Annotated in this window: 1 protein-coding gene; it reads right to left on the bottom strand. The window is 64.0% G+C overall.

The window, feature by feature from the left end; genetic code table 11:
* Window positions 1–258 (bottom strand): hypothetical protein (locus PU683_RS22300; protein ID WP_277174680.1); only part of this gene is annotated, 258 nt, incomplete at both ends.

The following is a 258-nucleotide window of genomic DNA, read 5'->3' as shown; positions in this document are numbered from 1 at the left end:
GCCAGCACTTCGCCCGCCAGAAACAGGCCGGTGATCCACGCATTCACACGGATCTGCAACAGCGCGATCAGCGTCGATGCCGCAACGACCGCGATCGCGACCGGCACCGTCGGCATGCCCGGATAGACGGTGGACAGAACCGCACTGATCGCCTGCGCCGCGGCGGGCGGAAAGAACAGATTGTTGAAGACGTTGACGCCCAGCATCACGAATCCGGACAGTGGCCCCAGCGTCTTTGCGACGGCGACATATTCGCCG

This window comes from Candidatus Kosakonia sp. 282A-S69, from assembly GCF_029433855.1.
Lineage (GTDB): Bacteria > Pseudomonadota > Gammaproteobacteria > Enterobacterales > Enterobacteriaceae > Kosakonia > Kosakonia cowanii_A.
Note: the sequence above shows the minus strand (reverse complement) of the source record. Positions and strands in the feature narration are given on the sequence as shown.